The organism is Clostridium sp. TF11-13AC (assembly GCF_003481065.1).
In the GTDB taxonomy this organism is placed as follows: Bacteria; Bacillota; Clostridia; order Lachnospirales; family Lachnospiraceae; genus Otoolea; species Otoolea fessa.
Genome location: NZ_QUKJ01000008.1, coordinates 20550 through 45413 on the forward strand (window position 1 = coordinate 20550; position 24864 = coordinate 45413).

Genomic DNA, 24864 nt, shown 5'->3' on the forward strand with positions numbered 1-24864 from the left:
AACTCGGATGCAGAGCCTGGGCGGCGGCTATTCCCATAACTGTGCGAAAGCGATTGCACTGGTGCCGTTTTTCAAGGCTGCATATTAAAATAGGTGTTCAGATTCTCAGTGCCATGGACAGGCATAAGGATTCTCCTATGGACATCAAACATACTACTAGAATGATTAACTTATAAAAGCCATAAAGTACAGTTTACAAGGGACTACACAGGGTAGGTATCTGACGGGGGTTGCACCCGTCAGACTGTCCACCAGCTTTTCAATCTCGCTGTCCACATGGGCAAGCTCCACTTGCAGTGCTGCAATTTTCTGGTTTGCCTTTGCCGCTTTCTTTCTGCCTGTCAGAGTCTTGTAGCTTGCCAGTTTCTTTACCATCTGCTGATAAACAACCGCTTCCAGCTCCGAAGTGATGATTTTCCCGCACCCGGCACAGCTTTTATTGTCCAGCCGTTTCGTACAGCGAAGGTATTGCTTGCCGGAGGAATTGAAGATACTCATAAGGGCATACCCTCAGTTCCCGCACTTGATTTTTCCCGCCAGCCATGTATGGGTGGCTTTCCGGGCAGACTGGATTTTCATGTTGTTCATCAGCTTCTTGCGGCAGGTCAGCCAGATGTAAGAGGGGACAATGCCCTCATGGGGAGCCAGTACCAGCATTTGGTCTTTCAAGTCGTTCTTTTTGCTGGGCTTCACATCCCGCCCTTGATACAGATAGCAGCCGTTCATGCCAGTAAAATCGGCAGCGTCATTGACAATGACCGTCCCTTGACTTTTGAAAAACTCATACACATCAAGGTCTGCCTGCACATAGACAGGATTGCGTAACATCTGCGCCAGCGTGGGGCGTATCAGATCTTTGCCATGGAACAAAATCCCCTGTTCGGCAAAGTACCGGGTAATGTCCCCGTAGGAGGTTGTGGGCTGAGCATACATCTCAAACATCAGCCGGATATTTGCCGCTTCGTCTGGATTTACCACCAGCTTTTTTGTATTGATACCGTCCATCTTAATCGGCTCTGTATGGAAGCCGTAAGGGGCTTTCCCACCCATCTTGAAACCTCGCTGGCTGCGGGAATAGTAAGCGTCCGTTACTCGCTTCTGTATGGTTTCCCTCTCAAGCTGGGCGAACACGATACAGATATTTAACATCGCCCGCCCCATCGGGGTGGAGGTATCAAACTTTTCCGTAGAGAACACAAACTCTACATTGTACTGCTGGAACAGCTCCATCATGTTGGCAAAGTCCAGAATGGAACGGCTGATACGGTCGAGCTTGTAAACCACGACCTTTGCAATTAAGCCCCGCTTGATGTCCCGCACCAGTTCTTGAAACTTCGGACGGTCTGTATTCTTGCCGCTGTACCCTTTGTCTGTGTATTCCTTGCAGTTACCGCCTTTCAACTCGTATTTGCAAAATTCAATTTGGCTTTCAATGGAAATGCTGTCCTTTTTGTCTACCGATTGTCTTGCATAGATTGCGTCTATTCGATTATTCATATTGTCGCTCCTTTTCTTAAAAAAGAAACGGAGCTGCTGACACCTTTATTATACCGTCAGCAGCCCCGCAAATCAACGATGGCTTTGGAAAACCTTATGCCCCGGCTTCCTCACTCTGCCGTTTGTCGGCATACTTGCGGAACACCTCATAAAGCTGCTGTTCCAGCTCCCGGCGTTTTGCCGCTTCCTGCTCCGGCGTGAACACCGGGGAGAGATTTTCCAGCGTGATTTCCTTTCTCTGAAAAGTCACGACTTCGGTTTCTTTCTTGTATCTGATATGCTCCATAGTACCTCCGTATTTAATTTTCAAAGTGTAGTGCCGTCATACCGCGGCGTGAAATGTTTTCTGTCATCGATCACCGTTCCCTTGTGTGCCGCTGCTGCCGTTTCAGTTCTGCCAGCACCTCCGGCGGGATACGGTCTACCAGCCGCTGAATGTCTTTCAGCTCGCTTTCCAGCTTTGCCCGTTCCATCGTATCTTTCATCTTGCCTTTTTCGCTGGCTTTGGCTCTGGCTTCCAACTGTTCATTTTCTGCCAAAAGGTCGTTTATCGTGACCTTGTATTTTTTGAACTGTCCGAAGAAGTTCTCCATCTGCGGAAACCACTTTTTCAGCAGGGAGAGGGCTTCCTCTTTCTTCTTTCCGGCATTGAACGGGGTAATACCGTCCAGCGTGGCTTCAATGGCTCTTGCCTGTTTGGAGAGATTGACCGCCTGCTTAAACAAACGGGTGGGGATATGCTTCCTGCCTGTCTTGCTGGCACTTTCCCCACGCTCCAAGTCGGGATATTTCTCCACCATATAGGCGTGAAAATCGTCCTGCCATTTTGTGAGGTTGGCTCTATTCCCAATAATCTCCTTTGCACACAGGCGGTTGTCCTCTGTCAACGGGACAAAGACCAAATGCAGGTGGGGCGTTTTCTCGTCCATGTGTACCACCGCCGACACGATATTTTCTTTCCCTACCCGCCCGATTAAGAAATCAGCCGCCCTCTGGAAAAACGCCTGTATCTCCTTTGGGAATTTTTTCTTGAAAAACTCCGGGCTGGCGGTTATCAGCGTATCGACAAAGCGTGTGCTATCCTTGCGGGTGCGGCATCCGGCTTGTTCAATGCGGCTCTGAATGAAATGGTAATAGCGGCTCTCCGGCTTGACGATATGGAAGTTGTATTTACTCCGGCTTGTGTCAATGTCGGGATTGCTGGCGTACTGTTCCTTTTGCCGTTCGTGATGGGCTTCCAGCGGTCTTGCCGGATTGCCTTTGTGTTTTTCAAATCGCAAGATTGCGTGTTGTGCCATGAAACTCCTTTCCCTATTCCGTTCTTTTCCGGGACTTTTCCACAGGAAAATCCCGCAGAAAATATCTCAGATAGGATAGGAATGGATAAGATATAAATAAAATCGTTTTAATCTCTGTATTTCTATATACCGTCCGGTTTTCGTACTTCAAGAGGATTGATTATCGTACTTGTGGAGTGCGGTTTTCAGTCCTCCGGCGTACCATAACCGGATTTCTTGAAGTCGGTGTTTGGAACCGCTTCATAGGATTTGGGGTAAATGCGGTTGGGTTTTCCACAGCCCTGCTTCTGGATCTCCACCAGTCCGGCATATTGCAGCTCCCGCAGGGTGTTGACCGCCTTCTGCCACCCGCAGTGGAGCAGTTCCACTACCTCATTGATGGGATAGTAGAGGTAAATGCGCCCATATTCGTCCGCCCAGCCGTTTTTCCGGGACAGGTCTGTCCGGCGCAGGATAAAGGCGTACAGTACCTTTGCTTCGTTGGACAGGGGTGTGAATGTGGGGGCTTCAAAGAGGAAATTGGGAAGCCGGATAAAGCTGACCACCTTTTCCGGCTGATGGATATAAATGGTGTTTGTCATATCGTGTTTTGTGGACGGTTAGAAGCCTGTTTCCGGGGGCAGACGGTAGTTTCTATTGCCTACCCCTGTTCTGTGCTTGTAAAGCCTTGTAAATCAAGGACTTTTCAGCCTCTAACTGTCCACACAAGACCTCCTTTTCCGTTCACTTTCTGTTTTCTGCCGCCTGTGAACTCTGGCGGCGCAGTCGGGACAGTATTTCGCCCGGTTGGACTTTGGGACGAACACTCTGCCGCAGACCGCACAGCGTTTTAGCTCCTTATCCCGGAAAACCTCCGCTTCCAGCGTTCCGATTTGCGGCAAGACCGACCAGCGGAACCACTTGCAGCAGACCGAGAAAGAAATGGTCTGGGGGCAGGCGTGGATGTCTCCATCGTCAAGGAACATACAGTTCCCGTCCTCATAACAGCAGCACTCCCGGCGGATCAGGGCGTTTGCCTGTTTCCTCTGTGTCGGTGTCATGCGGTAAAGGGAGCCGTCCGGCTTGCGCTCTATGGGCGGCAGTTGTTTATATGGGTTCTCTCTCATGTGTTCCCTCCATTTTTCCTTTGCCGTTCTCCCCGAAAAGGCTTCCTGCCCCATTCCTGCGGCGTGTTCCAGCGTTGGCACGCTCCCCGGACTTCGGGACATTTTGTCCCGAAGTGGCTCGTTGCGGTGCTTCCCCTACCGGGGTATTCCTTTTCGGATGGTCATTCATTTTTCAAGGTGCAGTTCATCGATGAACTACCCTAAGTCTACACGAAAAAAATGCAATTCCCGGAATCTTGCGAGAATTGCATTTTAGGGCAATATTCAATTTCAAAATTGCAGTTCTGCAATTTTCTTGTATAATGGGAAATAGGAAAAGGAGGTGCTGTGTATGGCTTTACCCGGAACACCCGGACAAAGGATTTCTGATTTGTGCAACGGCAATCATATTTCTCAAAAGCAACTTGCGGAGAAGATAGGCGTATCTGCTTCCCAGTTGAGCCGCATTGTCAGTGGGGAAACAAAGACGGTCAGCAGCGATATTCTCATAGGCGTGGCAAAGGAATTTAAGGTATCAACGGACTACATATTAGGCTTGTCCACCTTGAGTGTCCGTAAAAGTTATGATATTTCTGAATTAGGATTGTCCGAGGGAGCTGTGAGAGGGCTTGTGGCAGGTACAGTCGATGTGCAAATCCTTAACCGTCTGTTGGAACACAGGAACTTCCCGAAACTGATGGATTTGATACGGATTTATTTTCAAGACACAGCGGCAAAGGGTATCATGGCACGAAATCAGCTGATTGAACTGGAAACGGCTTCCTTGTCCGATCTGATGAAAGAACACCCGGAACATCGGGCAGAAGCAAAACAGGATTTGCAACTTCTGAACGCACAGAAGATGGGAGAACATGAAGCGGAAATTGAAAAAATCAAGAATGTATTTCTTGCTATCCTGCGAGATATTAAGAAAGATATGGACAACAGAGAACAGCCAGGAGAAGCTGTGACCACCGCTATGTTCCAAACCATGCAGGAAACCATGAAAGACCACCAGCAGGAGCTGCTTTCTATGGACGATGTAACTGCTATGATTGCCGGACAGATTGGGAAGTTTCTTCCGATGGACGAGGAAACGGCGGAACAGTTCCGGCAGTTGGCAAAGAGGATGATGGAGCAGGTAGGAAAATAATTGCAGAAAAATATATGTAGTTTTATAAAACAATCAGGAGGATTACATGAGACGGGTAAAAAAAGAAAAAAGGAATAAAGTGCTTATTTTTAGTGTGATTATCTTGCTTCTTGTATGTGCAGGCATTGCGATAGCCAGTTTGCATAAAGTAAATAATATTTTGTTGGAAAACTCGTCTGAGGCAACAATAGAAATTATTGGAAATTCAAGTACAACTGAACCTGCACAAGAGCTTCGAGGAACTGTAAAAGATGCAACAATGAATACTCTAACTGTTCAAGGTGAGGATAATCGTGAATATTATTTTGGAACAGAAGGTGTAAATATTTCAACTGGTGAGACAGGAATAGTGATTGGGAATCCAGTGACAGTTTCATATCATGGCAAATTGGATTTGAATGCATCTGTACAAGAGGTTGAATTACTTTCCATTACGGTTACGGATTCCAGTTTGAATACCGAAAATCCTGAACCAACAACTGGTGAAACAGAGCCAAGTCCCCCTTCTGCTTCCGTGACACAGAAAGCACAAGAAATTCTAAATGCAATGACGCTGGAAGAAAAAGTTGGACAGATGTTTATTGCACGCTGTCCCGAAATAAATAGCGTACAGAAGGTAAAGGAGTATAATCTTGGAGGTTATATTCTTTTTAGCCGAGACTTTTCTGGAAAAACAAGAGATGAAATTATCCAGAATATTCAAAGTTATCAAAGTGCAGCAAAAATCCCCATGTTTATCGGAGTAGATGAAGAAGGAGGCACTGTCAACCGTGTTAGCACAAACCCTAATTTGCGAGCTGTGCCTTTCTGGTCCCCTCAAGAACTCTATGCTGAAGGTGGCTTTGATTTGATTCAAAGTGACACACAAGAAAAATGTGAATTATTGAATAGTTTGGGGATTAATTTGAACTTTGCCCCAATCTGCGATGTTTCGCAAAATCCAGAGGATTTTATTTATGACCGGAGTTTTGGACAGAACGCAGAGCAAACTGCCGCTTATGTCCACTTAGTTGTGCAAACCATGTTTCAAGAAGGTATGGGGAGCGTCCTAAAGCATTTCCCCGGGTACGGAAATAATGTGGATACACATACAGGTATTGCTTATGATAATCGCACCTATGAAACATTTTTGAACTCAGATTTCTTGCCGTTTCAAGCAGGAATTGATTCTGGAGCCAATATGGTATTAGTTTCTCATAATGTGGTATCCTGCATGGATAGTCAAACCCCTGCTTCGCTGTCTTCACAGGTACACAAAATCCTGCGGGAAGAATTAAAATTTACTGGAGTTATTATTACAGATGACTTAGCTATGGATGGTGTGCGCAATTTTGCAGAAGACACAAAAATTGCAGTTCAAGCTGTGAAGGCAGGAAATGATATGTTATGCTGCACAGATTTTGAGGTGCAAATTCCAGCCATACTTGAAGCAGTCAAACAGGGAGAAATTACAGAGGAACGAATCGATGAATCTGTTTTACGCATATTAGAATTAAAAATTTCACTTGGGATAATATAAAGGTTTATTTACAAATAGTCTAAAATTTCAGTTTTTACGGGAGTGTGTCCACAAGTTCGGTGTAGAACGAGGAACGGGGACTTTCATATACGCCCTGTCTGCTGATGAAACCAGTCCTGCGCTTGCGGCTCCACGTCACGCAATCACAACCCTGTTTTCCTGCTGCTTCAAACGCCTTTGCCCTCCCCGGCGGCAACCTTATTTTCGCAGCAACGCCGACAGAGCGTATAACACACTACACTTTGCAAGCAAAGTCGTGTGCCAAGGGGCAAGCCTCTTTGGAAACCCCTGACAACAAAACAGGCTGAATATCCCGCACTTTCCCGGTGCTTGATACTCAGCCTTTATTTGTTGTCAGCAGCCCGTTTCTCGGTCTGCGTGTAGTTCCTTGTAAACTGACCTAATAAAACGATTATATATATTTAAAATCATACGTCTGGAACAGGCATTTCCACTTCCTCCAACTACAAGGAAAGCCTGTATCCAGGCGTATTTTCGCTTATTAGGGAAGGTCAAGTATCATTTTAGACACGTTATGGTCCATAACCATTTACCTATACGTCCATATTCGAAAGAGAGTTGGAACATTTTTGGTGGGAATGGTAAAGTAATGTCAGAAAGAAACAGAGAGCTTCAAGAGGTTGGGTTTCAGACGCTGAAACAAAATGAAAAGAAACAGACAAATAGAACTTCTGAAGAAGCAATCTCTGACAGATAAAGGAGGAAACCATATGAGATTTGCAACTATCAAAGTGAACGGAACAGAAAAAGCCGGTATCGTCTTAAAGAATGGAGTGCTTCCGATTGAGGCACTGAATGCAGCAAAGGGAACTGCATGGGCCGAGGATGTCATGAGTCTCATCCAGAAGCAGCAGATTCCGGGACTGACAAAATGGTATAACGCAGGCGGCAAGGAAGAGCTGGAAAGTATTCCGGGACTGGTTCCGAGCGAGAAAGTTGTATACGGACCGCTCTACCGCAACCCGAAACGTATCTTTGGTATCGGCCTTAACTATGTAGACCATGCCGGAGACATCGGTTCTGCAGCTCCGAAGGGATTTCCGGGAAGCTTCTTCAAACAGGCAGACACCCTGATTGGTCCGGACGATGAAATCCTGCTTCCGAAGTTGAAAGAAGCACAGAAAACCACCGCAGAGGCAGAGCTTGGAATCATCATGGGCAAGGATTGCAGAGATATATCCGAAGAAAACTGGCAGGATGCCATCGTCGGTTACACCACCATCCTTGATATGACTGAGGAATCCATCTTAAAGGGAAATGATTATGTAAGCGGCAACCCGAGATATTTAACCATCGTAAAGAACTTCCCGACCTTCTTCTCCTTCGGTCCGGAGCTTGTAACCCCGGATGAGGTACCGGATGTCAATGAACTTCTGGTCCAGAGTGTTCACAACGGTGAAGTTCATGCAGAAAACGTAGTAGCAAACATGACCCACAGACCGCCGCGTCTGGTATCCCTGCACAGCAGCATCCAGGGATGGTACGCAGGAGACATCCTTTCCACCGGAACACCGAGAGCGTTCCACATCCAGGATGGCGATGTAGCAGAGTGCCGCATCACCGGACCGGACGGATTCGAGATGACACCACTTGTAAACCCGGTTGTTGACTTAAAAAAACATCCGGAAAAGGAAGTGTAGGAAAATAAAAAATTCAAACAGAACATTCAAATCATTTTATATATTCATTTTACAGGAGGTAACAGTATGGATTTAGGATTAAAAGACAAAGTAGTTCTCTGTATGGCATCAGCAGCCGGACTTGGCAAGGGAATTGCAACCGAGATGGCAAGAGAAGGTGCAAAGGTTATGATTTGTACCGCAGAACCGTTTAAAGATCAGCTTCTGGAAGCACAGGCTGAGATTGAGAAAGAAACCGGAAACCGTCCGGAGACCTTCCTCTGCGATGTTAACAAGGCGGAGGACATTGAGGCACTTGTAAAACACACTGTTGAGACACTGGGCGATATCTACGCACTCGTAAATATGTGTCCGGGTCCGAAGCCGGGACCGTTCGTAAGCTTTGATGATGCGGCATGGGAGGGCGCTTTTGAGATGTGCCTGCTCTCCTACGTAAGAACCATCCGTGCGGTACTCCCGTCCATGAAACGTCTCGGCGGCGGCCGTATCGTAAACTCAACTTCTTCTTCCGTTAAGGATTGCCTGGATAACCTGATTCTTTCCAATACCATGAGAATGGGCGTTGTCGGCATGAGCAAGACCCTGGCAAGTGAGGTCGGCAAAGACAATATCTTAGTCAATGTCATTGGACCAGGTCGTATCGGTACCGCAAGAATCGAAAATCTGAACAAGATGCGTGCAGACAAGGCTGGCATCAGCGTAGCAGATTACGAGAAGGAAGACCTGAAGAAGTTCCCGATGGGACGCTACGGCACCATCGATGAATACGGACGTCTGGCTACATGGCTGTGCTCCGAGGCAAATACATACGTATCTGGTCAGACCATCCTGTTAGACGGTGCGATGACAAGAGCATACTAATTGCAAAACATGGCAAAGATGCATTTCCGGAATGCAGGACATCCGGAGGAGTTCACGGAAGGCATGTTTTGCAGGTGAATTGGGAAATTTACCCGGAACTGCAGATACCTCTCTCCCGGAGGACATTTGGGGAAATGAAATCTGGGAGAGAATATAGCATAGAGGAGGTTGTTTAAAGCAGGCACTTTTGAAATAGAAAGTGCTGTGAAACAACATGGTGGTCACATATGTGTGAACAGTAAGTGAGGGTATTGCATAAGAAGGGGAATATTCATGAAAGAAAAAAAGAAATTGAGCTTGGCGACAAAGACGTTCATCGGTTTTGGCCTTGGTATTGTCATCGGACTCGTATTTGGAGAAAAAGCAACCATTGTAAAACCTCTGGGAACCATCTTTTTAAATATGATTAAAATGATTGTCGTTCCGATGGTATTCTTTTCCATCACAGCGGGAGTCGCGAGCTTAGGAGACTTGAAAAAGCTTCGGAACATTGGCGTGAAGGTGGTTGGACTGTATGCGCTGACATCTGCACTCTGTGTAGGATTAGGGCTTATCATGGCAAACATCATCAATCCAGGAAAAGGATTTGATTTAACCGCGTTATCACAATCGACTGATTATGAGGCGCAGGCGATGCCGAGTATCATTGATACGTTAATCGATATGTTCCCATCCAACATTTTCACTTCTTTTACCAACACAAATATGCTGCAGATTATCGTATTTTCGGTATTCTTAGGCGTAGCACTTATCATGATGGGAAAAGAGGGGGAACGCCTTTTAGCAGGTGTACAGAGCTGTGCCAATGCAATGTATAAAATCACAGCCATTGTTATGGAGTTTTCTCCGATTGGTGTATGTGCACTGTTAGCAGATTCAGTTGGTGCATATGGTCTGAAAATCTTTGGACCGCTCGGAAAGCTGATTCTCACGGTTTATGCTTCCGATGTAATCCTTGTTTTACTGATGTATATTCCGATGGTAGCGCTTCTGGCAAAGTTCCCGGTAAAGAAATGGCTGCAGGGTATCTGGAAAGTATGGGTTGTAACGGCCAGCACCACCAGCAGCAGCGGTTCTCTTCCGATCACAACCTCTGTTACGAATGATGAGTTTGGCGTATCTTCCGAGTTATCATCGTTCTCCCTGCCGCTTGGCGCAACCATCAACATGAATGGTGGATGTATCTACTATGCAGCAGCTATCGTAATGACGGCACAGATTTATGGAATGAACCTGACACCGTCCGCATTGGTAAACATTATTATTTCTACTGTATTAGTAGCTATGGGCTGTCCGGGTGTTCCGGGAGGCGCGATCATCATGACCACGATTCTTCTGACGAACATGGGACTTCCGCTGGAGATTGTAGGTCTGATTGCCGGTATCTTCCGACTGATTGATATGGCAAATACAACCTTTAACGTAACCGGTGATGTGGTAACCACCATGGTGGTAGCACGCAGCGAGGGCATGATGCATACGCTGGGAACTGGTGCGGAAACCGAGACAAAGGCAGCGTAAGGGCTGGAGAACAGAAAAACGGAATTCCGGCCGGCTACCAGGAAAAATAAAATATTCTTGGAAAAGTGTCAGCAGATGCGGACCAATGAGAATCTGAGAGTATATGCAGAATGAAAAGGAGATTTTATTATGGATAAATTATTCGCAAAAAGAATGGATGAACTGGTTCCGTCTGGAATCCGTAAAGTAAACGAAAAGGCGCTGGCAATGGAGCGCGCAGGAGAGACGGTCATTCACTTTGAGTTAGGGCGTCCGGATTTCGATACACCGGAATACATCAAGAATGCCTGCATCGAGGATATCAAAAAAGGCGATGTATTCTATACTTCCAACTTTGGTACCATGGAGCTGCGGGAGGCGATTGCCTGGAAATTAAAGACGCAGAACAATGTAGAGTACAAACCGACTGAGATCATCGTCAGTGTAGGTCTTTCCGAGGCAGTTTTTGATGTCATGGCAGCAATTCTCGACGAGGGCGATGAGGTTCTGGTTCCGAATCCGGGCTGGTTAAACTACTTAAATGTTCCGAAGCTTCTGGGCGCGGTTCCGATTACCTATACATTGAAAGAGGAGAATGATTACCAGATTGATCTGGATGAGATTCGTGCAAAGGTTACCCCACGGACCAAGGCACTCGTTCTTATCACTCCGAGCAACCCGACCGGCGGTGTGCTGGCAGAGGATGTGCTGAAAGAACTGGCAGAGATTGCTGTGAAGAACGATATCATGATTATATCAGATGAGGTATATGAGAGACTGTTATACGATGATGCAAAACACATCAGCATCGCCTCTCTTCCGGGCATGAAGGAGAGAACCATCACATTAAACGGCTTCTCCAAAGCGTACTCCATGACCGGCTGGCGTCTCGGCTACGCAGCCTGCAGCGAAGAGATTGTCAAGACTGTCAATAAGCTGCATCAGCACGTGGTTACCTGTGCAAGTTCCTTCGTACAGAAAGCCGGTGTCGTAGCGCTGAAAGAAGAGAAGAACGAAGTAGCAGACATGGTAAAAGAGTATCAGAGACGCCGTGACTATGCAGTTAAAGCAATCAACGAGATCGACGGACTGAGCTGCCGCTGCCCGAAGGGTGCGTTCTACATCTTCATCAACATCGAAAAACTCGGCATGAGTGGACAGGAATTTGCCCCGTTGCTTCTTGAAAATGCCAAGGTAGCAATGGTACCGGGCGATGTATTCGGAAGCGAAGGCGACCACTATATCCGTATGTCCTTTGCAAACAGCTATGAGAATGTGGTAGAAGGGTGCAAGAGACTGAAGGAATTTGTGGAGAAGATCCGCAAGTAAAAGTTACTTAAAAAATTTGCTTTACGAATTGAAAGACCGAGTGAATGGTCGGAATCTGGATAAGGAAGAATAGTAGAATAAAAATTCTTCAAATGTTAAATAAATTCGACCAAGAAATGATAGAAAAATATGAAATAAAACACAGGCAGCTTCGACGGATATCGTCTAGGCTGCCTGTGTCTATTAGGGGCTGAAGTCCCATTTTGTACGTTTTGTGCAAAAATTCTAAAATATATGTAGAAACAGAATGCACAGAGAAAGAGCAAATTCTTATGCCTTAATCTTCTTTTCCTCCAGATTCCGGTAATACTCCTTCACCATATCGATAAAATCCTTCGCGTGTGGTGAAATAATGCTGTTCTTCTTATATAAAAGCAGCAGCGGCACGCTGAACGGTGGATTGTCTACGGTGAAGAATGCAAGCTGCTCCACGTGGGCAGTGTGGCGGATTCCGCCTTCCGGGAGGAAGGTGATGCCGAACCCTCTTGCCGCCAGGTTGACCGAAGTCGTACTGCTGGTGGTGTATAGGGCATCTTTTGGCTCCATATTCATCTTGGCAAAGAGATTTTTCATGGCGTGTCCCATGACCTGATCCTCCTGCAGCAGGATGAAGCGTTCCCGGCGCAGCTTTTTCATATCGATTGGAAGCGGATGGTCCGGAGTGCCTGCTTCCAGACCGCGGATAGCCGGATGGTCCTTGCTGGCTACCAGAAGGAGGCGCTCATTGAAGATGGTGTCATAGACGAAATCATCCAGATTGAGCGGCATATTCATCAGGGCAAAATCGATCTGATCCTCCTGTAACAGCTTGGAAAGCTGGGCAGTGTGGTGTTCACGTAAGGTGATGCGGACATCCGGGTGGCTTTCAGAGTAGCTTGGCAGGATATCCGGCAGCAGGACGGATCCGCGCCACAGCGTCATGCCGACATTCAGAGTACGGCTGCGCCCCGTTTTCAGCTCGCCGAGCTGTTCCTCAAACTGCCCGGTCAGGACTCCGACACTTTCCAGATAACGCATATAGATTTTTCCTGCCTCAGTTAGTTTGAGTGGCATATGGCTGCGATCGAAGAGCTTGACGCCTAATTCTTTTTCGGTTCGTGCGATACACTGGCTTAAATATGGCTGTGACAGATATAATTTTTCAGCCGCTTTGGAAATGCTTCCCTCACGGACGGTGGTAATAAAATACTCCGGGTTTTTAATATACATTTTTCTGCCTCCATTTGGCTTAATTAGCCTTTGCTTTATAGAACTATTTTTAAATGCTTATATTATTGTAAAAAAACAATATTTATATTCTCGTTCCGGGGATGGCATTTCAAGTCGATGCGTGTTATATTATAGCCATCAGGAAAAAAAAGAGTTTTCACTTAGAAGTATCCTAATAATATATAATAATATTACAATAGCGATATGTCAAGTGAAGAACCAACCTGATTCAATACCAATCCCTTTTATGTATAAGTATTGACAGGTATCCGTTACCAGTTTATTTCTTTTTATTTATGTAAACCCTATTGCATCAACCCTCCATGTGCGGTCAGAAGCCAATGACAGCACTACAGCAGTTATCCGAAGATTCCCTCTTGGAGGATAACATGCGTTTCCACGGAATTGCTGCCGATTGGGTAACGGATTTCAAGGCAGAAGTGGAGCAAAGATTTAATAAAAAACCGTTTAGTCAGGAGTTGACCCCTCCTAGCTGGACGGTTTTTTATTGTCTGGATAAGTAGGGTGGAATAGCTTGAGCACATTATATACCCCATTTTTAACTAGGTTTTTTCAAAAACCCGCTCATTCTTGCTTGTATTTTTTCAATTTTCCTATATAATAATAAAGAACGTAGATGAAGCTTTTACCTTTATTGCTACAAACTATGTACGCAGCAAATGTTTACAGGTGGGGAGTTCCTGCCGTGAGATTCCGTGTGATACAATCACAATAAAGGCAGGCGTGCATACACTAAGAAGAAAGGCGGATTTATTAGTTATGAAACAGTTGATTTATCTGGACAATGCGGCGACAACCAAAACGCGTCCGGAAGTAGTGGAGGCAATGCTCCCGTATTTTACGGAGTATTACGGCAACCCGTCTTCCGTTTATGAATTTTCGGCAGAGCCGAAGAGAGCGATTGCACAGGCCCGCGAGACGATCGCGAAAGCGCTGGGCGCAAAGTCCAACGAGATTTACTTTACCTACGGCGGCACGGAGTCTGATAACTGGGCGCTGATTTCTACAGCAGAGGCATATCAGGCAAAGGGCAAGCACATTATCACGACCAAGATTGAGCACCATGCGATTCTGCACACCTGTGAGTACCTGGAGCAGAGAGGCTTTGAGGTTACTTATCTGGATGTAGATGAGTTCGGTGTTGTTAAATTAGACGAGCTGGAGAAGGCGATCCGTCCGGACACCATCCTCATCTCTGTTATGTTTGCAAACAATGAGATCGGTACGATTGAGCCGATCAAGGAAATTGGTGAGATTGCGAAGAAACACGGCATTTTATTCCACACCGATGCGGTACAGGCATTTTGTCATGTTCCGATCAATGTAGATGAGTGTCATATCGATATGCTCAGTTCCAGCGCCCACAAGTTAAATGGACCGAAGGGAACCGGCTTCCTTTATATCCGTACCGGATTAAAGACTCGTTCCTTCATCCACGGCGGCGCACAGGAGCGTAAACGCCGCGGCGGTACCGAGAATACGGCTGGTATCGTAGGATTCGGCAAGGCAGTTGAGATTGCGATGGCGACGATGGAAGAGCGCACAGCAAAAGAAAAAGCGATGCGTGACCACCTGATCGAGCGTGTATTAAAAGAAATTCCATTTGCACGCCTCAACGGACATCCCTCCCAGAGACTTTCCAACAATGCAAACTTTGCATTCCAGTTCATCGAGGGTGAATCCATGCTGATCATGCTTGACATGGAAGGCATCTGTGGTTCCAGCGGTTCTGCATGTACCTCCGGATCCCTGGATCCGTCCCATGTACTTCTGGCGATCGGGCTGCCGCATGAGATTGCACACGGTTCCCTGCGTCTGACCCTGTCAGCCGAGACAACCATGGAGCAGATTGATTTCACGGTAGACTGCTTAAAGAAGATTGTAGAACGTCTTCGTTCTATGTCTCCACTGTATGAGGATTACATTAAGAAACATCCGCAGCAGTAAGATTTAGACATTTTAAGCAAAATGAACATCCACAGATAGGTACTTTTGCAACTGAAAGTGCCGTAGGATAACGTGGTGGCAGCAGAAATTTGCCGTATTTAAAGACGAAAGCACGGCAAATTCCGTTACTGTACACATACACAGTGAATGAAGATATAGAGAGGAAACACCCGATGTATTCAGAGAAAGTAATGGATCATTTCCAGCATCCGAGAAATGTAGGCGAGATTGAAAATGCCAGCGGTATGGGTACCGTCGGCAACGCAAAATGCGGTGATATTATGCGTATTTACCTGGATATCGATGACAACCAGATCATCCAGGATGTAAAATTTAAAACATTTGGCTGCGGTGCAGCCGTTGCGACCAGCAGCATGGCGACCGAGATGGTAAAAGGAAAAACTATCCAGGAAGCGATGGAAGTTACCAACAAAGCTGTTATGGAGGCACTGGACGGACTTCCGCCAGTTAAGGTACACTGTTCTCTGCTCGCAGAGGAGGCAATTCACGCTGCTCTCTGGGATTATGCTCAGAAGAATGGCATTGAGATCAAAGGACTCGTAAAACCGAAGACGGATATCGGCGAGGAAGAAGTCGAAGAAGAGTATTGATGAAAAAGAAAAAAGTAGTAGTCGGCATGTCAGGAGGAGTTGACTCCTCCGTGGCTGCCTGGCTTTTAAAAGAGCAAGGATACGATGTGATCGGCGTCACAATGCAGATCTGGCAGGATGAGACGAATGTAGAGCAGGAAGAGCATGGCGGCTGCTGTGGTCTGAGCGCTGTCGATGATGCCAGACGGGTTGCGGAACGGCTTGAGATCCCGTATTACGTGATGAACTTCAAAAAAGAGTTCAAAGAAAATGTCATGGATTACTTTGTACAGGAATATCTGGACGGACACACGCCGAATCCATGTATTGCCTGTAACCGATATGTAAAATGGGAGTCCCTTTTGCAGAGAAGTCTGGAAATTGGGGCTGATTATATTGCAACGGGACATTATGCGCGTGTGAGGAAGCTGCCGAATGGCCGCTATGCGATCTGCAAGTCTGCGACGGCGGCGAAGGATCAGACCTACGCGCTTTATAACCTGACCCAGCATCAGCTTGCACACACTTTGATGCCGGTCGGCGAATATACGAAAGACAAGATTCGAGAGATGGCGGAGGAGATTGGACTTCCGGTGGCACACAAGCCGGACAGTCAGGAGATCTGTTTCGTGCCGGACAACGATTATGCAAAATTTATCGAGGAAAATAGTAATTGCCGGATTGACGAAGGCAATTTTGTAGATAAGTACGGCAATATTTTAGGTCATCATAAAGGAATTACCCATTATACAGTGGGACAGAGAAAGGGCTTAAATCTGGCACTTGGTCATCCGGTGTTCGTGACGGAGATCCGTCCGGAGACGAACGAGGTTGTGATCGGGGAAAATGAGGACGTCTTTTCTAACCGCCTGACCTGCCGGAACCTCAACTGGATGGCGATTGAGGATCTGGGCGATCAGGAGATGCGCGTCAGTGCGAAGATTCGTTACAGCCACAAAGGGGCATCCTGTACGATCCGCAAGATTGGCGAAGATCGGGTGGAATGCGTATTTGATGAGCCGCAGAGAGCGGCGACGCCGGGACAGGCAGTCGTTTTTTATGACGGCGAATATGTCGTAGGCGGCGGTACGATCGAATAATTTAGAAATGAAAGAAGATTTTAATTGGGCAGAAATGTCTGTCGGCATCAAAGTTGTGTTGCGATGCGATTGATTGGAAACAGTGAATGCGCGGATCATGGAGAGGTTAGAATCTTCTGTAAGATTGGAGTTTTTTATAAATGGCAAGAGGAGAAAGCAGAAAAAGAAAGCCAGGCACACCGGATTACCGGAAACGTTTCTGGGCGGCGGTAACCGCGATTGTGGTCGCGGCGGGTTCCATTGGCGTAAGCCATGCGGGATTTACCCTTCCGAATCAGGCACAGAAGCAGGTGCAGATGGCGGCTGCTGAGACAGAACCGGCGGAACAGACAGCGAAGAAACAGGTGCCGAATGCGGCAAAGCGAAGTCTGGAGCTGGAAGATGCACAGGGCATTCAGGAGGCGGATGCAGCGGCGGTTGCGGACCAGAGCGAGCTGGAGAGTGACAAAACGACGGCGAGCGGCTTCCGGAGTGTCGATGAGACAGTGTATGCGACTGAGAACCTGCTCAATGTGCGTTCGGGCTGTGGAACGGAGTATGAGATTGTGACACAGCTGAATCAGGGTGACAGCGTGCAGCGCGTCGGTATCGGAGACGGCTGGAGCGAGGTGCTTTATAAGGACAAGAGCTGTTTTATCCGTTCCGAATACCTGACGACGACCGAGCCGGGCAGTGAGGAAGCGACGGTCACAGCGCAGGGGGCAGAAGCGGATGCACAGGGTGCACCGGTGTCCAACGGACGTATCGTAGCGATCGACGCGGGACATCAGGCAAAGGGCAATCCGGACAAAGAACCAGTTGGACCGGGCTCCTCGACCATGAAGGCGAAGGTGGCTTCCGGCACCGAAGGTGTATCGACGAAGCTGCCGGAATATGAGCTGACTTTATCAGTTTCGAAGAAGTTAAAACGGATTCTGGAAGAGAGAGGCTATCAGGTCGTCATGATCCGGGAGTCCAACGATGTCAACTTAAGCAATGCGGAGAGAGCGGAGATCGCCAACAAGAGCGGCGCCTCCATTTTTGTCCGGATTCATGGCAATTCGCTGGATAACACGACAGTCAACGGAACACTCTCCATGTGCCAGACGGCGACCAACCCGTACAACGGCGGGCTTCACGCGGCAAGCTATTCTCTTTCCAAGAAGATCACGGACTCTGTCTGCGCGGCAACCGGCTTCAAGAACCGCGGTGTGCAGGAGACAGACAGCATGAGCGGCATCAACTGGTGTAAGATTCCGGTTTCCATTGTCGAGATGGGCTTTATGAGCAACCCGGAAGAAGACCAGAAGATGGCACAGGATGATTATCAGGAATTGATTGCCGGGGGAATTGCGAACGGAATTGATGCGTATTATCAGTAAAATCGTTCAACAGGTAGAATAGAGATAAAATCAAAAATACCAGTTATTTGAGAAATGTTTCTTTGGAATGAAGACGCATATTTCAGGTGACTGGTATTTTTTTGGTCACAGAAAGAAATTAAAAAGGATAAGGGAAACATTTTGAATAAAAATAAAAAAGTGTTCTAAAATAGGAATTGGAGTTTCTAAAAGGTTGACAAAGAGACTGGTTTTTCGTAGTATAGAAAGAAATGACAACTATTCGACGGATTTTAGAAGGGAAAAAGGTATAATGGTTGTGAAGCGAAGGGAGAGGAGCCTATGAATTCATCGGAAAAAACGGCAACTTTATTAAAATTATTGGGACGGGCACCTTATGTACATAGTGTGACGGAGCTTGGCGAGCAGATCAGCTGTAGTAAGAGTGGGACCTTTAAATTGCTTGCATCACTGGTAAAAACAGGACTGGCAGCGCAGACACCGGAACATAAATATACATTGGGACCGGCGGTTTATGTGTTGGGACGTACATATGAAGACAAGATTGGTTTATCAAAGATGGTGAAACCATATCTGGTTCGTCTCCGGGATATGACAGGGGAAAATGCTTCATTCAGTATGCTGATCAATGGAAAGGCAATTCTGATCTACCGGGAAGAAAGTCAGCAGCTTGTTCGTGTTATGGGAAATGTTGGACAGGAACGTCCCTTATATGCAGGAGCAACCGGCAAGATTCTGGGCGCTTATCAGGAAGAAAGTGTGATTCGCAAACGTTTGATGGAAGAACCGATGAAAGCGTTTACAGAAAATACAATCTTGTCCCCAGAGGGACTTTTGAACGAATACGCGAAAATACGTGAGCAGGGATATGCGATCAGTGATGGAGAACTGAATTCAGAAACAATCGGAATCGGCGCACCGATTTATGATGAATCTGGAAATGTCTGGGCGGCGGTTTCGATCGGCGCGCCTAAAATGCGGGTGGATGCAGTCAAGATGGAACGTTATATCTTCCTGATCCGGGAAATTGCGAAGGAAATGTCGGAGCAGATGACGCAGGGAGAAAGCATTTCTGAATAAAAATACTGAATAAAAACAAAAATAGTAGATGACAAACAGGGAAAAATCGGGTATAATAGTACAGGTGTTTCGAGTAGAAGCACCTGTATAATTGGAGACGTAGCGAAGCGGCCGTAACGCGGCGCACTCGAAATGCGTTTGTCGGTTCATCCCGGCACGAGGGTTCGAATCCCTCCGTCTCCGCTTTCTATCCCCTGAACAGACTCAGGGGATTTTTTTTGTTCTTCTATAGGAAATCGTCTCTTATGAAATAGATAGTGGAAATAAAGAAACAAAAAAGAGAAAAAGAAAATATAGAAGCATATAGGAAACAGTATACAATAATGTACTCAAATAAGAAACAAATTGAATAAAAATACTCAAAAATATATTTTTCGTATTGACTTTTTTCGTCATTAGTGATAGTGTTTCTTATATAGAAAACAAGGTTTTTTATTAGAGAACGTTCGCCAAACGATTCATGTAAATCAATTTGTAAAGGAGCAAGCAGATTAGTGAAGTTTTAGGGTCAAAGGAGAATGTAAGATGAAAAAGGTAATTTGCGCGGCAGCTGCAGTTTTGATGGTAGCATCCCTGACCGCTTGCAGCGGACAGAGTGGAGAATCAGCAGCGGCAGGAGAGGGAAACACGCAACAGGCAGATGGATATCCGAATAAAACGATTCAGGTAATTGTACCGTTTAACGCGGGCAGTACGACCGATACACAGTGCCGATTTATTCTTCCGTATCTGGAGAAAGAACTGGGAGTTTCCATGGCAGTAGTAAATAATGGTGGCGCTTCTGGTGTTATCGGAACAACTGATTTCTTAAGCCGGGAGGCAGATGGATACAATGTTCTGTTTTCACTGCCGACACCTACTCTTTACAAACCAGCAGCGGGAGAGACTGAATATACGGTGGAAGATTTACAGCCGGTTTCGGAAGTGTTCAGCGCTCCGATGTACTTAATTGTAAAGAACGATTCGCCGTATGAAAATGCAGAGCAGCTGATTGACTTTATCAAAGAAAATCCGGGCAAGTTTTCGTATGCAAATGCAGGTAACGGAGGAATTGCCCAGCTTGCATTTAGCGTTTTTCTTCATGGCGAGGGGTTAGATGCAACGAGCGTACCGTCTGCAGGCGGTTCGGCTGACAATTACACAGCTGTTATGGGCGGTCATGTAGATTCTTATTCAGGAAATGAGAGCGAACTTTTAGGAAGAGACGATGTGCGCCCGGTTATCAACCTTGGAAGTAAATCCAATAATCCGGAATATGCCGACATACCAACCTTAGAAGAACTGGGATATAAAGGATATTGCACAGATACATATTCAGGCTTCTATTTCAGCAAGGATGTAGCACCGGAAATTGTAGAGACGTTTGATGCGGCAGTTAAGAAAGTATTAGAGGATCCGGAGGTAATTGCAGAAGCAAAAAAGCAGTCCCTGACCTTGTCTTATGCAGATTCGGAAACATTTGCGGCTGAGATCAGCCAGTCAAAAGAAGCGATCATTCCGGTTCTGGAAGAACTTGGCTTTAAGAAATAGGAGGACGCGATGAATCGAAAAAATTGTGTTTCTGGTATTTTTTGGACACTTTTTTTCCTTTTCTTTCTTTATCTGGATGTACAGATGGGAGAAAATGCATCGTATTGGCCGGGGATCATTGCGAAACTTGGCATTGCCCTCTCCCTTTTGTCAACGCTGGTATCAGGAATGAAATGGAAATCGGAAAAAGATGAGAAATTATTTCCGTTCACCGGCGCACAGTTAAAACGTCTGGGGATTGCATTGGCGCTTTTAATTATCTGGGTTGTATGCATCCGTATTCTGGGCTTTTTAACTTCCTCTGTGATTGTGATGGCGGCAACGGGGCTGATATTTGAACTGGCGCTTTCGTCGAAAACAGTGGTGCGTGATTTGATTGTAACAGTTATTTTTGCAGTAGGAATGTACGCACTGTTTACAGCACTTGGTATTACCTTCCCGAAGGGCATATTGATATAGGAGGACGGAAGATGGCAGATATTCTTACATATTTTGGAATGGCATTTACCGGGATCAATTTGCTGCTGGCACTTTTGGGAACGGTAATTGGAATCGTAATCGGTGCACTTCCAGGCTTTACTCCGACCATGGGTATTGCGGTGCTGATACCGGTTACATACACATTAGAGCCGACAGCAGGTCTGGTTTTTCTGGGCGCACTGTACTGCGGTTCTATGTTTGGAGGCTCGATCTCGGCGATTCTTATCAATACGCCGGGAACCTCGGCGGCCGCTGCGACAGCGATGGATGGTTATCCGATGACACAGTCTGGCCGGGCACACGAAGCACTGACAGAGGCAGCGGTTGCCTCTTTCTGGGGCGGCTGTATCAGTCTGATTGCACTTATTTTCCTAGCGCCGCCTCTGGCAAAATTTGCGTTTGAGTTTGGTCCACAGGAACGCTTTATGATGGCGGTGTTCGGGCTTACGATTATTGCATCTTTATCCGTAAAAAATGTTCTGAAGGGTCTTATGATGGGCTGCGCGGGACTTCTGGTTGCTTGCATTGGCATGGATCCGGTTCTGGGGCGGGCACGTTTTACCTTTGGACAGACGTTTTTAATGGGTGGAATCAATATGATTCCAGCAGTTATCGGTCTGTTTTCGGTTTCTCAGGTTCTGGGAAATCTGAAGAATCCGATTGAAATCGCGGACAAATCATCGATTGCACAGTTCAAATCAGCGCGGGTACGGCTGCTTGATTTAGTCCGGTATCCGGTTACATATATCCGTTCGGCAGTTCTGGGAATTATTATCGGAATTATTCCGGGTACAGGCGGAGATGTGGCTTCCTATGTTGCACACAATGTTGGTAAAATGTTTACCAAGGAGGAAAACTTCGGAAATGGAGCAAGAGAGGGCGTGGCGTGCTGTGAATCTGCAAATAATGCGGTAACAGGCGGAACCCTGATTCCAACTCTGACGCTGGGCGTACCGGGCAATGCGACAACGGCAATTCTGTTGGGTGCGCTGACAGTTCATGGACTGATTCCAGGATACGGGCTCTTTACAACCCAGAAAAGCATTACATATCCATTTATTGCGGCACTTTTTATTGCTAATGTGATTATGATGCTGATTGGCCTGTTTGGTGCAAAACATTTTGCGCTGGTTACATTGACCCCGAAAAATATACTTTCAGTCTGTGTTTTGATGCTGAGTATTATGGGATCCTACGCAATCCGCGGAAACGTGGGCGACGTCTTCGTAATGCTGGTATTCGGCGTAGCAGGCTTCTTTATGAGGGCATATCAGTATAATGTTGTTCCGATTGTACTGGGACTGATTTTAGGACCGATTGCGGAAGAAGGACTTTCTCAGGCATTGACCCTAAATCAGAATTCATTATCACTGGTTTTAGGTTCCTTGTTTACGAGACCGATTTGTGTCGTATTGATGATATTTATGGTTATTTCCGTTGCATATCCATTTTATACAGAATGGAAAGCGGAGAAGAAAAAAGAAACGAAATAAAGAGATAGAAAAAATGCTGTTGTGCGGGAAAGCTGCATGACAGCATTTTTTTGCAAGAAACAAAAAGAAGTCCAATGACACATAGTTTCTTAATAAGAAATAATAAAGCATAGATAGAAAACAAAATGTACAAAAAGTGAAAAATTATTTGTGCATGACGACAAAACGTGTCGAAATAGAAAAAATGGATTGACAATAAAAGATTGGTGTAGTATTGTTTAATTACGAATTGAGAACAAGGTTTTCTAATGGCGAACAGATAACCGAAACAAAAATAAATCTGGTAAAACCAGTGAAGGGAGAACAAAAATGGATTTAGATCAGGTAAAATCTTACAATGAGGATGTAGCAAAACTTCGCGAGCAGAGAGATGCAGATTATGCAGAATATGAGAAAGCTGGAAGAATCTGGGGACTGGTTCCAAGAGAGAGAATTACCAAGATTAAATTCCCGCGTGTTAAGAAAGAGATTATCGATCGTTATTATGCACTGGAAGATATGTCCACAACCGTTTCGGATATTCTGGATGGATATGGAATCGACGGAGCTATCCCAACTTCCTATTTAAAACCGGTCATCCCGGGTTCCAAGATTGTGGGACCGGCTGTTACGATTCGAAATATTCCGGTTCGTAAGACTCCGACACAGGGCGCACATGACCATGATTTCATTGCAATGTCTACCCGTGATATTTATTATATCGGCGAGCCGGGCGATGTTCTGGTATCTGACTTCGGCGGAAACCTGGAAGTATCCAACATGGGCGGACAGAGTTGTACTGTTGGTAAAAGCTGCGGATTTGCAGGAAACATCGTAAATGGCTGCTGCCGTGATGTAAGCTCCATCCGTGAGATGGGATATCCGGTATTCAGCTGCGGTACAACCCAGGTGACCGGAAAGTATCGTATGGAGTGCGTAGAGATGAATGGACCGATTACCCTGTGCGGCAAATTGGTTGAGCCGGGCGATCTGATGGTTGCAGATGATTCTGGTGTCTGCATTGTACCGGCAGAGCTGGCAGAGGCAGTTATCGAGGAAGCAGAGAAGATTGCAGCATCTGAGGAAAGAATGCGTCAGTTAATCGAGGAGAAGAAACCGATCAGCGAACTTCGCCCACTGTTCAGAGCACGTTACAAATAAATCGAAGCGTGTAGGGCGAAGTAAGAAAAGGAGAAATAGTTATGATGGATCCGAAGGTAGAAGCGGAGTATGAGGAATATAAAGCGGCTGGAAGAATCTGGGGAGTCATTGATAAGGAAAATATCAAAAAAATCAAATTTCCACGGGTTCCAAAAGAAATCGTAGATGGTTTTAAGGCACTGGAAGACGATCTAACCGGTACAGTCAGCGATATTCTGGATGCACTGGGATATAATAAAGTGATTCCGGGAAGCTATTTAAAACCGATTGAACCGGGACATATGATTGTCGGAACAGCAGTGACACTTCGCAGTATTCCGATTGAGAAAACAACTACACAGGGTTTGATAGACCATGATTTTATCAAAATGGCATCGAGAGAGGTAAATTATCTGGCAGAGCCGGGTGATGTCCTGGTCGGAGATGCCGGTGGAATGACCGATATGAGCAGCATGGGAGGACAATCCTTCGTATCTGCAAAAGCACGTGGTCTGGAAGGTGTTGTAATCGATGGCGCGGTACGCGATGTGGGTGAAATTCGAAAATATGGCGTTCCTACCTGGTGCCGTGGCGTGACACCAAAGACTGGAAAATGCCGTATCGAAGCGATGGAGATCAATGGACCGGTTGTCCTGAACCGCATTCAAATTAATCCGGGTGATTTGATTATCGCAGATGATTCCGGTATCTGTGCGGTTCCGCCGCAGCACGCAGAATTTGTCCTGAAAAAGTGTCAGGAGATTCTCCCGGATGAGGAAATCATGCGTGAGTTGATTGAAAAAGATGCTCCGATTGCGGAAATCAAAAAATTGTTCCGGAAACGATATGTATAAGTAAGTTTGAATAATCGTGAAAACTATATAGTACGCTTAACAGAAAGTACGACTTCCTCATGCTAGGAAAGATGTTAAGTGTATTATATAGTTTTTTCGTCATTTAAGAAATGTTGCATTTACATACTATTTGGGGACATTTTTTAAATTTTAAATTGAACGTATTTAACATATTTTTCACAAAATACTATCATTATG

General features: G+C 46.1%; 21 protein-coding genes, 1 tRNA gene and 1 pseudogene. 17 read left to right on the forward strand and 6 right to left on the reverse strand.

Annotated features, from left to right (window positions below; genetic code table 11):
- Positions 1–231: 231 nt before the first annotated feature.
- From DXD12_RS13250 to DXD12_RS13270, 5 genes and pseudogenes are all read right to left on the reverse strand, one after another.
- Positions 232–1497: pseudogene (locus DXD12_RS13250) on the reverse strand (recombinase family protein); the annotation flags it as partial.
- 94 nt (positions 1498–1591) lie between these two features.
- A complete protein-coding gene (locus DXD12_RS13255) occupies positions 1592–1783 on the reverse strand; it encodes a hypothetical protein (RefSeq protein ID WP_118467024.1) in 192 nt (63 codons plus the stop codon).
- A gap of 70 nt (positions 1784–1853) precedes the next feature.
- A complete protein-coding gene (gene mobV / locus DXD12_RS13260) occupies positions 1854–2795 on the reverse strand; it encodes a MobV family relaxase (RefSeq protein WP_118481992.1) in 942 nt (313 codons plus the stop codon).
- A gap of 185 nt (positions 2796–2980) precedes the next feature.
- Positions 2981–3376, reverse strand: coding sequence for a replication initiator protein A (locus DXD12_RS13265; protein WP_118467027.1), 396 nt, complete (start codon positions 3374–3376; stop codon positions 2981–2983).
- A 111-nt stretch (positions 3377–3487) separates the two neighbouring features.
- On the reverse strand, positions 3488–3901 hold the full coding sequence (locus tag DXD12_RS13270) for a cysteine-rich VLP domain-containing protein (RefSeq protein ID WP_117558696.1): 414 nt from the start codon (positions 3899–3901) through the stop codon (positions 3488–3490).
- A 331-nt stretch (positions 3902–4232) separates the two neighbouring features.
- Between DXD12_RS13270 and DXD12_RS13275 the strand changes: the two genes are divergently transcribed.
- The 6 genes from DXD12_RS13275 to DXD12_RS13305 all read left to right on the forward strand — a co-directional run bounded on the left by DXD12_RS13275 (position 4233) and on the right by DXD12_RS13305 (position 11903).
- Positions 4233–5033, forward strand: coding sequence for a helix-turn-helix transcriptional regulator (locus DXD12_RS13275; protein ID WP_118481993.1), 801 nt, complete (start codon positions 4233–4235; stop codon positions 5031–5033).
- Between the two features lie 46 nt (positions 5034–5079).
- Positions 5080–6552 carry a glycoside hydrolase family 3 N-terminal domain-containing protein gene (locus DXD12_RS13280; protein WP_227589721.1) on the forward strand — a complete coding sequence of 491 codons (1473 nt, stop codon included), beginning with the start codon at positions 5080–5082 and terminating at the stop codon, positions 6550–6552.
- Between the two features lie 731 nt (positions 6553–7283).
- Complete coding sequence (locus DXD12_RS13290) at positions 7284–8213, forward strand: fumarylacetoacetate hydrolase family protein (protein WP_117795997.1); 930 nt, start codon at positions 7284–7286, stop codon at positions 8211–8213.
- Positions 8214–8279: 66 nt separating this feature from the next.
- Positions 8280–9074 (forward strand): SDR family oxidoreductase, encoded by a 795-nt coding sequence (locus DXD12_RS13295; protein WP_107001269.1) that lies wholly within the window; start codon positions 8280–8282, stop codon positions 9072–9074.
- Between the two features lie 273 nt (positions 9075–9347).
- Positions 9348–10595 (forward strand): dicarboxylate/amino acid:cation symporter, encoded by a 1248-nt coding sequence (locus tag DXD12_RS13300; protein ID WP_107001268.1) that lies wholly within the window; start codon positions 9348–9350, stop codon positions 10593–10595.
- A gap of 129 nt (positions 10596–10724) precedes the next feature.
- Complete coding sequence (locus tag DXD12_RS13305; protein ID WP_107001267.1) at positions 10725–11903, forward strand: pyridoxal phosphate-dependent aminotransferase; 1179 nt, start codon at positions 10725–10727, stop codon at positions 11901–11903.
- A gap of 270 nt (positions 11904–12173) precedes the next feature.
- Here DXD12_RS13305 and DXD12_RS13310 read toward each other — a convergent pair whose 3' ends face one another.
- A complete protein-coding gene (locus DXD12_RS13310) occupies positions 12174–13112 on the reverse strand; it encodes a LysR family transcriptional regulator (RefSeq protein ID WP_107001266.1) in 939 nt (312 codons plus the stop codon).
- A gap of 780 nt (positions 13113–13892) precedes the next feature.
- On the opposite strand from DXD12_RS13310, the gene nifS reads away from it, so the two are divergent.
- From nifS to DXD12_RS13365, 11 genes are all read left to right on the forward strand, one after another.
- Positions 13893–15080, forward strand: coding sequence for a cysteine desulfurase NifS (nifS, locus tag DXD12_RS13315; protein WP_022358754.1), 1188 nt, complete (start codon positions 13893–13895; stop codon positions 15078–15080).
- Positions 15081–15253: 173 nt separating this feature from the next.
- Complete coding sequence (gene nifU / locus DXD12_RS13320) at positions 15254–15691, forward strand: Fe-S cluster assembly scaffold protein NifU (protein ID WP_117795995.1); 438 nt, start codon at positions 15254–15256, stop codon at positions 15689–15691.
- A complete protein-coding gene (gene mnmA, locus DXD12_RS13325; RefSeq protein WP_118467033.1) occupies positions 15691–16770 on the forward strand; it encodes a tRNA 2-thiouridine(34) synthase MnmA in 1080 nt (359 codons plus the stop codon). The genes nifU and mnmA overlap by 1 nt, the downstream gene beginning before the upstream one ends.
- 140 nt (positions 16771–16910) lie before the next feature.
- The gene (locus tag DXD12_RS13330) at positions 16911–18131 is read left to right on the forward strand and encodes an N-acetylmuramoyl-L-alanine amidase (RefSeq protein ID WP_118638517.1); all 1221 of its coding nucleotides are present in this window, start codon (positions 16911–16913) and stop codon (positions 18129–18131) included.
- A 300-nt stretch (positions 18132–18431) separates the two neighbouring features.
- Entirely contained in the window at positions 18432–19190 is a 759-nt protein-coding gene (locus DXD12_RS13335) for an IclR family transcriptional regulator (RefSeq protein ID WP_118467037.1), read from the forward strand.
- Positions 19191–19283: 93 nt separating this feature from the next.
- Positions 19284–19373: transfer RNA gene (locus DXD12_RS13340), tRNA-Ser, on the forward strand.
- A 342-nt stretch (positions 19374–19715) separates the two neighbouring features.
- A complete protein-coding gene (locus DXD12_RS13345) occupies positions 19716–20720 on the forward strand; it encodes a tripartite tricarboxylate transporter substrate binding protein (RefSeq protein ID WP_118467039.1) in 1005 nt (334 codons plus the stop codon).
- A 9-nt stretch (positions 20721–20729) separates the two neighbouring features.
- The gene (locus DXD12_RS13350) at positions 20730–21179 is read left to right on the forward strand and encodes a tripartite tricarboxylate transporter TctB family protein (RefSeq protein ID WP_118467041.1); all 450 of its coding nucleotides are present in this window, start codon (positions 20730–20732) and stop codon (positions 21177–21179) included.
- Positions 21180–21190: 11 nt separating this feature from the next.
- Entirely contained in the window at positions 21191–22693 is a 1503-nt protein-coding gene (locus tag DXD12_RS13355) for a tripartite tricarboxylate transporter permease (protein ID WP_118467043.1), read from the forward strand.
- A 309-nt stretch (positions 22694–23002) separates the two neighbouring features.
- Entirely contained in the window at positions 23003–23833 is an 831-nt protein-coding gene (locus tag DXD12_RS13360; protein ID WP_118467046.1) for an RraA family protein, read from the forward strand.
- Between the two features lie 41 nt (positions 23834–23874).
- A complete protein-coding gene (locus DXD12_RS13365) occupies positions 23875–24666 on the forward strand; it encodes an RraA family protein (protein WP_118522617.1) in 792 nt (263 codons plus the stop codon).
- Positions 24667–24864: the final 198 nt, after the last annotated feature.

What these genes read in the sequence shown, in the direction of transcription:
- DXD12_RS13255 (WP_118467024.1), bottom strand. Translation starts at nt 1,783, where the DNA reads ATGGAGCATATCAGATACAAGAAAGAAACCGAAGTCGTGACTTTTCAG.
- mobV (WP_118481992.1), bottom strand. Translation starts at nt 2,795, where the DNA reads ATGGCACAACACGCAATCTTGCGATTTGAAAAACACAAAGGCAATCCG.
- DXD12_RS13265 (WP_118467027.1), bottom strand. Translation starts at nt 3,376, where the DNA reads ATGACAAACACCATTTATATCCATCAGCCGGAAAAGGTGGTCAGCTTT.
- DXD12_RS13270 (WP_117558696.1), bottom strand. Translation starts at nt 3,901, where the DNA reads ATGAGAGAGAACCCATATAAACAACTGCCGCCCATAGAGCGCAAGCCG.
- DXD12_RS13275 (WP_118481993.1), top strand. Translation starts at nt 4,233, where the DNA reads ATGGCTTTACCCGGAACACCCGGACAAAGGATTTCTGATTTGTGCAAC.
- DXD12_RS13280 (WP_227589721.1), top strand. Translation starts at nt 5,080, where the DNA reads ATGAGACGGGTAAAAAAAGAAAAAAGGAATAAAGTGCTTATTTTTAGT.
- DXD12_RS13290 (WP_117795997.1), top strand. Translation starts at nt 7,284, where the DNA reads ATGAGATTTGCAACTATCAAAGTGAACGGAACAGAAAAAGCCGGTATC.
- DXD12_RS13295 (WP_107001269.1), top strand. Translation starts at nt 8,280, where the DNA reads ATGGATTTAGGATTAAAAGACAAAGTAGTTCTCTGTATGGCATCAGCA.
- DXD12_RS13300 (WP_107001268.1), top strand. Translation starts at nt 9,348, where the DNA reads ATGAAAGAAAAAAAGAAATTGAGCTTGGCGACAAAGACGTTCATCGGT.
- DXD12_RS13305 (WP_107001267.1), top strand. Translation starts at nt 10,725, where the DNA reads ATGGATAAATTATTCGCAAAAAGAATGGATGAACTGGTTCCGTCTGGA.
- DXD12_RS13310 (WP_107001266.1), bottom strand. Translation starts at nt 13,112, where the DNA reads ATGTATATTAAAAACCCGGAGTATTTTATTACCACCGTCCGTGAGGGA.
- nifS (WP_022358754.1), top strand. Translation starts at nt 13,893, where the DNA reads ATGAAACAGTTGATTTATCTGGACAATGCGGCGACAACCAAAACGCGT.
- nifU (WP_117795995.1), top strand. Translation starts at nt 15,254, where the DNA reads ATGTATTCAGAGAAAGTAATGGATCATTTCCAGCATCCGAGAAATGTA.
- mnmA (WP_118467033.1), top strand. Translation starts at nt 15,691, where the DNA reads ATGAAAAAGAAAAAAGTAGTAGTCGGCATGTCAGGAGGAGTTGACTCC.
- DXD12_RS13330 (WP_118638517.1), top strand. Translation starts at nt 16,911, where the DNA reads ATGGCAAGAGGAGAAAGCAGAAAAAGAAAGCCAGGCACACCGGATTAC.
- DXD12_RS13335 (WP_118467037.1), top strand. Translation starts at nt 18,432, where the DNA reads ATGAATTCATCGGAAAAAACGGCAACTTTATTAAAATTATTGGGACGG.
- DXD12_RS13345 (WP_118467039.1), top strand. Translation starts at nt 19,716, where the DNA reads ATGAAAAAGGTAATTTGCGCGGCAGCTGCAGTTTTGATGGTAGCATCC.
- DXD12_RS13350 (WP_118467041.1), top strand. Translation starts at nt 20,730, where the DNA reads ATGAATCGAAAAAATTGTGTTTCTGGTATTTTTTGGACACTTTTTTTC.
- DXD12_RS13355 (WP_118467043.1), top strand. Translation starts at nt 21,191, where the DNA reads ATGGCAGATATTCTTACATATTTTGGAATGGCATTTACCGGGATCAAT.
- DXD12_RS13360 (WP_118467046.1), top strand. Translation starts at nt 23,003, where the DNA reads ATGGATTTAGATCAGGTAAAATCTTACAATGAGGATGTAGCAAAACTT.
- DXD12_RS13365 (WP_118522617.1), top strand. Translation starts at nt 23,875, where the DNA reads ATGATGGATCCGAAGGTAGAAGCGGAGTATGAGGAATATAAAGCGGCT.